The 7,108-nt window shown below is 47.6% G+C and carries 9 protein-coding genes and 1 pseudogene; all 10 read right to left on the minus strand.

Features of this window, described 5'->3' with window-relative positions; genetic code table 11:
- Positions 1-281 precede the first annotated feature (281 nt).
- Positions 282-419 (minus strand): hypothetical protein, encoded by a 138-nt coding sequence (locus QZV31_RS12650; protein WP_295361299.1) that lies wholly within the window; start codon positions 417-419, stop codon positions 282-284.
- Between the two features lie 48 nt (positions 420-467).
- Entirely contained in the window at positions 468-1,013 is a 546-nt protein-coding gene (locus QZV31_RS12655) for a glutathione peroxidase (RefSeq protein WP_093730477.1), read from the minus strand.
- A 93-nt stretch (positions 1,014-1,106) separates the two neighbouring features.
- Positions 1,107-1,337, minus strand: coding sequence for a glutaredoxin domain-containing protein (locus QZV31_RS12660; protein WP_295361303.1), 231 nt, complete (start codon positions 1,335-1,337; stop codon positions 1,107-1,109).
- Between the two features lie 116 nt (positions 1,338-1,453).
- Positions 1,454-2,389 (minus strand): FAD-dependent oxidoreductase, encoded by a 936-nt coding sequence (locus tag QZV31_RS12665; protein ID WP_295361305.1) that lies wholly within the window; start codon positions 2,387-2,389, stop codon positions 1,454-1,456.
- Positions 2,390-2,504: 115 nt separating this feature from the next.
- Positions 2,505-3,200: a DUF1638 domain-containing protein gene (locus QZV31_RS12670; RefSeq protein WP_295361308.1), complete on the minus strand. Its 696-nt coding sequence runs from the start codon at positions 3,198-3,200 to the stop codon at positions 2,505-2,507.
- Positions 3,201-3,385: 185 nt separating this feature from the next.
- The gene (locus QZV31_RS13015; protein WP_366508730.1) at positions 3,386-4,198 is read right to left on the minus strand and encodes an aldo/keto reductase; all 813 of its coding nucleotides are present in this window, start codon (positions 4,196-4,198) and stop codon (positions 3,386-3,388) included.
- A 159-nt stretch (positions 4,199-4,357) separates the two neighbouring features.
- Positions 4,358-4,930, minus strand: a pseudogene (locus QZV31_RS13020) (4Fe-4S binding protein); the annotation flags it as partial.
- Positions 4,920-5,123: a 4Fe-4S dicluster domain-containing protein gene (locus QZV31_RS12680; protein WP_295361314.1), complete on the minus strand. Its 204-nt coding sequence runs from the start codon at positions 5,121-5,123 to the stop codon at positions 4,920-4,922. The gene QZV31_RS12680 and the pseudogene QZV31_RS13020, both read right to left, overlap by 11 nt.
- Positions 5,124-5,136: 13 nt before the next feature.
- Complete coding sequence (gene bcmE / locus QZV31_RS12685; protein ID WP_295361316.1) at positions 5,137-6,399, minus strand: thiamine pyridinylase; 1,263 nt, start codon at positions 6,397-6,399, stop codon at positions 5,137-5,139.
- 198 nt (positions 6,400-6,597) lie between these two features.
- Positions 6,598-7,108 (minus strand): EAL domain-containing protein (locus QZV31_RS12690; RefSeq protein WP_295361319.1); only part of this gene is annotated, 511 nt, incomplete at its 5' end.

Raw genomic sequence — 7,108 nt, forward strand, 5'->3', positions numbered from 1 at the left:
AGTAGATAATCAAGTTTCAAAAGTAAGTGGCTCCCGTTTGTCCGGATTAGTGGCTCTCACTGTTCCGGACAGGCGGCTCCGCCGCAACGGTATTTGCAATTTTCTTATCTCCTGTTAATTTCACATTTCTGTGAAACTGTGATTTTCTTTAAGAAGACGCTGGTTAAATGAGTTTGTTCGCTGGCCAAACTAATCATCGTTTCTTTAATACTCTACTATTATAGCACAAAACAGCCGCAGAAAACCCTGCGGCTGTTAAGAAAAAATATATTTTTTTACTGTTACAACGTGTTCTGTTCTTTTTTCATCTGCAGCTTTTTCTGGTACATCAGCGCATCCGCTACGGCAAGCACATCCTCGAAACTGTGATGCTCCTTCGGGTCAAAAGCAACATACGCGCCGGCCACGGAAGCAAACATGACCAGACCAAAATCAGCGTTTCCTTAATGTTACAAACTGTTTTCCGTTTACAGCAGCGCCTCGATATCTTTCTCCATATCTTCCGGCGCAGCAGTGGGTTCAAAGCGTTTTACCACATTGCCTTCCCTGTCGATCAGGAATTTTGTAAAGTTCCACTTGATGCCGTCCCCTTCCAGATATTCCGGGAAGTTTGCCTTCAGGGCTTCTTCCAGTTTGCCGGCAATAGGATGGTTCATGTCAAAACCTTCAAAGCCTTTTTCTTTTGTTAAAAACTTAAACAACGGCTGCGCTGTTTCGCCCCGCACGTCGCCTTTTTCAAAAATCTGGAAAGTCACCCCGTAATTGAAACGGCAGAACTGTTCAATCGCTGCGTTTCCTTCCGGATCCTGTTCCGCGAACTGGTTGCAGGGGAACCCTAAAATTTCCAGCCCCTGCCCTTTGTATTTCATATACAGATCCTGCAGTCCCTTGAATTGGGGAGTAAAGCCGCATTTGCTGGCAGTGTTGACGATAACCAGTACTTTCCCTTTATAATCTGCCAGCGACTTTTCCTTACCCTGGCTGGTCTTTACCGTAAAATCATATACGCCCACAATCATTCCCTCCTTTATGTATCTTGTTTCTTCAAATATCTGTTCTCTGTTGTTTCCTACTCATTGAATAAAGCGCAATTCGTTTCACTGTTTTTATAATCCCAGCAACGCATCCAGCTTCGCCTTGTCAAAGCTTACAACAAAATTTTTGCCGTTCACCGTTGTTACCGGCACGATCAGATCGCCGGAAATCTTGTAGCATTCGTCCCGGTCTTCTTCGCTCAGTTCGATGTTGTGTTCTTCAAATTCCACATTTTTGGATTTCAGATATTTTTTTACCTTCTCGCACCAGGGACAGGTCGTAATCGAATACACTTTTACCATTTTTAGTTTCCTCCTGATTCAATACTATCGTTTCCAATTCTTTGAAACTGAAAAAGATTTGCTTTTTCGCTTTCTGTTTTACTCACTGAAACACTTCGGCATCACTTTGACCCGCTTCATCCCTGTCGCATCCTGCTCAGGTACTGTTCCGCCAAGAGCGCCGCCGTAGTTCCGTCTGCCGCTGCCGTTGTCAGCTGACGGATCTCTTTCACCCGCACGTCCCCCGCCGCAAATACGCCCGGCAGGTTCGTCCTGCAGTCTTCGCCCGCGATGATGCGCCCGCTTTCGTCCATCTCCACCTGCCCTTTGAACAATTCAGTATTAGGAATCACTCCAATGTTCACGAAGATGCCGTCAACCGGCACTTCCTGTTCTTGGCCGGTAGCTTTATCAACTACTGTTACGGTTTCCAGTTTTCCGTCGCCATGGAGCGCTTTGATTTCCGTGTTCAGGCAGATGGTCGCCTTGTCATTCTTTTTCAGCCGTTCCTGGGAAACAGTATCCGCTTTTAACTGGGAACGGTGAATCAGCAGCAGCTTCGATGCATATTTGGTGAGGAAATTGGCCGCGTCCACTGCCGCGTTGCCACCGCCCATCACCGCGATCACCTTGTCCTGATACATGTGGCCGTCACACAATTCGCAGTAATGGACGCCCCGCCCGGCATACTTCGCCTCTTCTGCCAGAGGGAGCTTGCGGCGATTCATACCGGAAGCGATGATCACCACATCCGCTTCGTAGATGCACCCTTCCGTTTCCACAATCTTCGGTGATTTGGTCAAATCTACGCGTTCAATCGGATCAAATTCATCCACCTCGGCGCCGAAAGATTCCGCCTGCTGCTGCACCGTCGCAATGAGGTCCCCGCCGGCAATCACCTTGTGACCGGGATAATTCTCAATCCCTGTGGCATTGGCGATCTGTCCGCCCACCAGCGCGTTTTCCAATACCAGCACAGAGAGATTCATGCGCCCGGCATATAAAGCGGCCGTAAGGCCTGCCATACCCGCTCCGATAATAATAATATCCTTCTGTTTTGTTTCTTTCGCCATGGAATCCCTCCCTGCCATTTAATCTTACATTTATTGTAGCATAGTTGTCACTGTCAAATTTTGATTTTTGTATGAAACCTTCCTGCATTATTTCTTTCAGATGTTTTCGGAAATTCTAAACCAGCATTTCTTCTTTTAGGACAGCGCGGCCCGGTTCGAGAACCAGGAACTGATCGTCCCACCTTCCGCTAAACAGTTTTTCCAAAAGATGGATGCCGGCCTCCACATATTCCATCTTTGCGCCAAGCCAGTCCGCATCCTTTTTTACAACCGCAGCGTATTCCGGCCGGCGGCACTGATTGATACCCGTGTCCATAACAGATATGGTGTTATATAAATCCATCCATTCCTTGTGCCGCTTTTCCGCTGTCTCCTCGTCTACATTGTATGCTTTTACCAACCTTTCAAAAATAGCCTTAAAGGATTCCGTGGATGGATCCATAGCCCGCACATAAAGATGACCGGGCGTTTTCAGATTGCTGACAGGATCATCCTTTGTCTGAAGCAAAAGCGATACGCAGTCATCCACCCGCGGAATAACAAGGCGGTAACGGGACTGCACCTGATTCCAAGAACCGCCGCAAAACCCCATGCAGACTAACACCGTATCGATTTCTTCCGGCATCCGTTCCAATTCTGCTTTGATATGTTCCTGCATTTCAGCGGGATCCCTGTGAAAAATCCGGTTGAGATATCTAACCCGCATCTTTGTTCCCACGCTGGCCTGTGCCGCTTCCACATATTCCGTAAGTGAGCTGCAGGCCAATATGATTGTCTTCTCCTGATTCATAATTGTTTTATCCTGATTCATCGTATCGCCTCGCAAATACCATATTGCCAATATCAAAAACCATATTACGAATCACGAAATACCTCCACTAAACCTGTACCTTTCGCCCTTATCCTTTTCCTGTTGCTTTTCATGCAATCCGTTTGGCGCTAATCATTAAAAGATTGTGGTGTCAGTGAACCCACAATCGTCCCACTGATTTGACTTTACCAGTTCTCATATCGTCGTTGCCGGTTCAGCCCGGCGATTTTTTTCATTTCATCCTGCGAGAGTTCAAAATCAAACACCTTGATATTCTCTGCGATATGATTCGGATTGGCGGAACCGGGCACCGTAACATACCCGGCCTGCACCTGCCAGCGCAAAATAATCTGCGCCGGAGTTTTTCCGTGCTTTTTTGCAATTTCTGCAATCGTTTTATTTCCGAAATTTTCTCCTGTATTGCCCCGACCGCCAAAAGGATACCAGCATTCAATTACCGTTCCAAACTGCTTAACATAATTCTGCAGGACGGTGTTCTGGTAATAAATGTGGTTTTCATTTTGTATTACGGCAGGAATGATTGTTGCGTACGAAAGGACTTCATCCACCTGCTGTTTCGTATAATAATTGGAAATGCCGATAGAACGAAGCTTGCCGTCCTTCACGCCCTGTTCCATTGCCTGATATACTGCTTTGTCGTTGGAACCGGGCTGGTGGATCAGCATCAGGTCAAGATACGCCACGCCTAAATCTTTCAGCGAAGCGTCGATAGCTGCCGCTGCATTATTATAATTTCCCGGCATGATCTTACTGGTGATAAAAACGTCTTCCCTTTTCACAACGCCTTCCGCAATGGCGCGGCGAATGCCTTCCCCCACGCCTTTTTCATTGCCGTAATAGCGCGCGGTATCGATCAGGCGGTAACCGTTTTTCAATGCAAAGTACACGGATTCCGCCGCCGTCCTGTTATTTTGCGTCCACGTTCCGAGCCCCAGCATCGGCATATCGTACCCGCTGTTCAGTTTTACAAGCCACATATCCTTTTGTTTTGTCAACACAGGTTCCGCTCCTTTAACATTCAGTACGACCGTTTTCGTTGCAGGCCGTACTGTATCGGCCGGTTTTCCGACATCCGGCTTTCCGTTTGCGGATGCGCACCCAGTCAGTATGATGCCCAACAGCAAAACGTACAGCAATTTTTTATGTTTTGCCTTGCAAATTAACTGCGTCATGGTCCCCATGGGGCAATACACGCACCAGGAACGGGGCTTCCACAGCAACAGGGAAATAAGGCCCAACACCGTAGACGTGATCATGATACTGTAAAAGCCAAAGGCGAACTGCGCGACCCAAGGCGTAACCGCACCGCTGTAAGCCCATTGCCAGGGTAATTTGAACACCCAGAGCAGCGTCACCACCTGTCGCAGATTCTCAGCGCCACTAAACACAAGCCACGTTACGTGAAGCATGTTGCAGAACATGAGCATGAAAAATACCAGGAAACCGTAACGGAAGAAACGGGAGCGAAGCCAGCCCGGCACATCGCGATACCGGGAAAGTTTCAGCCTGCCGCCTAACAGGGCAAACAGCTGGCCCCTGCCGCAATACCGGTTGCAATACGCCTTGTCCCAGCCTGCCAGCGCCAAAACCAAAGGGATGAAAAACATACACAGCCCCACCCAGGCAAACAGGATATTAAAGAATCCCAGACTGAAATAAATCAGTTCCGCAATCCACAAATAATCATACCAGTGCTTTTTAGTTTTCATGCCGCGCCTCCACCGTAATCACAGAAGCCGGACATTCCTTTGCGCAGCGCCCGCACCCGATGCAACGGGCCTCGTCCGTTTGCGCATACAGACCTTTATACACGCGGATTGCTCCCATAGGACAGACCTTCTGGCAGCTTCCGCAGGCCACGCATAATTCTCTGTTTACCACAGCGCGCTTCATTTGCTTCATAACCATTGCCTCATCAAACCGGGTTCGGTACGTGGTCGGACGTTTGGGAACCACTCTTCCGGATGAGCTTTTCATACAACACTTTTTCCATCTCTTTAATGAACCGTCTGGCGCCCGTTCCCATCCTGAAAACATGATTGTCCCTGCTCATCATGATCTCCTTCAGGCGAAAATAAACGGGGTAGTCCTTACCAAGGGAGTCATACACACTTTTACGCGCGGTCAGCAGGTATTGCGGTGTGTCTCCCCCCTCTAAAGGCCGGCTCATCTTCGACAGCACCTCTTCGCTTATGAGTACGTTCGCCAAATCATAAGCAAGCGCTTTTTTGTCCTCACTGATTTTCGAATGGATCCCTACCATATCCGTATAAAACAACGGAACATTCTTCCCGGGGCCGTAGGAGAAAAGGCGCAAGTTAACCTTATCCACATAATCCCCCATCGCTGCCAGCGACTCGGAATAGCCGATATAGGCACGCCCTTTTCCATCCTTAAACCACCGCGCCCTGATAAAGCTGTCATTGTCTTCCGGCGAGTAAGTAACCTGCTCTTCACCGCCCATCTTTCCTATGTTCCGCATCCGTTTCAGCACCGTATCCGAAAGATGCGCTGTTTCGGGCAGCTTGCCATACTCGGTGTATGTTTGCGTTTCATCCATCAAGGCGTCCAGATATATCACAGTTTTTGCAAAAAAACCGTCAGACAGATCAATCAGAAGCCCTTCCTTTCCTTCCGGTATGACCGACTTCGTTTGCCTGTCGCCCATCCGTTTATACAGCGTATCGATATTCGACACATCGGAAAGCCCGGCGTCGTCTTTTCGCGTATACAGAAAATCGGCGCAAAGCAGTTGCGGCAATGCGTAAAACTTCCCCCTGCTGATACAGCCCTTAAGGGCAAACGGAATGATATCTTCTTTGTTCCGGATTTTTTCCTTCGGAATGGGCAGGAGATATCCTTCCTCCACAAACGAGGAAAGGTAGATGCCGTCAAAAACAAAGACGTCAATTGAAGGATCGGGGTCGGAAGCATAGCAGTCCCAGTCCGCAAAATGAAGGCTTACATCCGGATGCTCCCGTTTCCACGCGTCACTGACCGCTTCCTGAAATCTCACCCGGTCCGGAACATACGGGAAAAGCGCCACTTCCAGCGACAGTTTATGATTCGGAACCTTTGCCTCCTGTTTAGAAAAGCCCGTCATTACGACAGCAAGAACAACCAGCAACAGGATAGAAACCGTTTTTACAAATATCCTGCCATATTCATACAAACGCATGCACTCACTCTTTTCCAGGGAATTCGTTAGTTACAAGTGAAAGACTCACTTAAAAAAATGATAAAAGTAACTCATTTGCATCGCCATGGCGCACAGTACTCATATATTAAGAATTGGGATTTAACTAATTCTTTTGATTAGTATCTATTACAGTCAGGTCAGTTCCTTTGTCAAACCGCATTATGAAAAAATACACTTCTAATTCACGTTTTTCCCCGAAACTGAATAATCCGCTAAAAAAGTGATGAACTCTTTTGGCGGCAACGGTCTGGAAAAATAATATCCTTGTTCATAATCACAGCCCATTTCCGCCAACGCCTCTTTCATCTCACGCGTTTCCACTCCTTCCGCCACCACCTGCATGCCCGCCTCGCGGAACATTTTCACCAGACTCGGAAGGATATTGGATTCACCTTTGAAAAAAGTATTGACCATATAGACATCCAATTTAACAGCTCGAATGGGAAGTTTCAGAAGCCGAATCAGATTCGATGTGCCGGTACCAAAATCATCTAAAGAAAACGTAGCGCCCTTTTCTTTCAGCTGCATCATCTGCTTTTGGATTAGCTGAGAATCAATAAAGGAAGTTTCGGTTATTTCAAAATTGATACTGGCCAATGACACACCGTACTTGTCCGCAACAGCCGAAAGCTCAAAAGCAAGCTGATCGTTCATGCATTGTGCCGGAGACAGATTAACGTTGATTTTG

The organism is uncultured Succiniclasticum sp. (genome assembly GCF_902793885.1).
In the GTDB taxonomy this organism is placed as follows: Bacteria; Bacillota; Negativicutes; order Acidaminococcales; family Acidaminococcaceae; genus Succiniclasticum.

Excerpts from the sequence above, each read along its gene's own strand:
- QZV31_RS12650 (WP_295361299.1), bottom strand. The coding sequence starts at position 419 with ATGTTTGCTTCCGTGGCCGGCGCGTATGTTGCTTTTGACCCGAAGGAG.
- bcmE (WP_295361316.1), bottom strand. The coding sequence starts at position 6,399 with ATGCGTTTGTATGAATATGGCAGGATATTTGTAAAAACGGTTTCTATC.
- QZV31_RS12680 (WP_295361314.1), bottom strand. The coding sequence starts at position 5,123 with ATGAAGCAAATGAAGCGCGCTGTGGTAAACAGAGAATTATGCGTGGCC.
- QZV31_RS12660 (WP_295361303.1), bottom strand. The coding sequence starts at position 1,337 with ATGGTAAAAGTGTATTCGATTACGACCTGTCCCTGGTGCGAGAAGGTA.
- QZV31_RS12665 (WP_295361305.1), bottom strand. The coding sequence starts at position 2,389 with ATGGCGAAAGAAACAAAACAGAAGGATATTATTATTATCGGAGCGGGT.
- QZV31_RS13015 (WP_366508730.1), bottom strand. The coding sequence starts at position 4,198 with ATGTGGCTTGTAAAACTGAACAGCGGGTACGATATGCCGATGCTGGGG.
- QZV31_RS12670 (WP_295361308.1), bottom strand. The coding sequence starts at position 3,200 with ATGAATCAGGATAAAACAATTATGAATCAGGAGAAGACAATCATATTG.